Source organism: Streptosporangium sp. H16, assembly GCF_051918855.1.
In the GTDB taxonomy this organism is placed as follows: Bacteria; Actinomycetota; Actinomycetes; order Streptosporangiales; family Streptosporangiaceae; genus Streptosporangium.
Map to the genome: position 1 here is coordinate 1 of NZ_JBPXMD010000125.1, position 844 is coordinate 844.

General features: G+C 65.9%; 1 protein-coding gene. It reads right to left on the bottom strand.

Annotated features, from left to right (window positions below; genetic code table 11):
- Nucleotides 1–33: 33 nt before the first annotated feature.
- Nucleotides 34–844 (bottom strand): IS256 family transposase (locus ACTOQ2_RS43970; protein WP_440107992.1); only part of this gene is annotated, 811 nt, incomplete at its 5' end.

An 844-nucleotide genomic window follows, 5' to 3' on the forward strand; every position in this document is an offset into this window, starting at 1 on the left:
GAGCAATCGTCAATACCTGTGGATCAAGATCTTTTAAGCGGCTGCGGATGAGACTCGGTCGTCGGGTCGTTCGACGAGCTTGCCGCCGATGAAGGTCGCCCCGGCGCGGACCAGCGCGACCAGATGAGGGGCGTTGACCGCACGCCAGCGGGCCTGAGCGGACTCGATCAGCTTGAACGCCATGGCCAGCCCGGCAGCGCGTGAGCCGGGCCCCTTGGTGACCTTGGTGCGGTGCCGGACGGTGGCGAAGGTCGACTCAATCGGATTGGTCGTGCGCAGATGCACCCAGTGCTCGGCCGGGAAGTCATAGAAGGCGAGCAGCTCGTCGAGGTCGTCGACCACCTTGGCCACGGCCTTGGGATACTTGGCGCCGTAGGCGGCCTGGAAGTCCTTGACCGCGGCCTGGGCATGGACCTTGTCCTCGGCGTTCCAGATCTCGGCCAGGGCCTTCTTCGCTGCGGGGTGAGCGGACTTCGGCAGCGCCCCCAGTACATTGGCGATCTTGTGAAACCAACACCTCTGCTCTCTGGCCTGCGGAAACACCTCACGCAGCGCGGACCAGAACCCCAGCGCACCGTCCCCCATCGCCAGCACCGGCGCCCGCATCCCGCGTCGCTTGGCATCGCGCAGCAGATCCGCCCACGACTCAGCCGACTCCCGATAGCCGTCGCTCAGCGCGACGAGTTCCTTACGGCCATCGGCGCGCACCCCGATCATCACCAGCAGGCACAGCTTGTGTTCTTCCAGCCGGATGTTGACGTGGATGCCGTCGACCCACAGGTAGACATAGTCGACGCCGGACAGGTCGCGGGCGGCGAAGGTACGCTGCTCGCCCTTCCAGGTC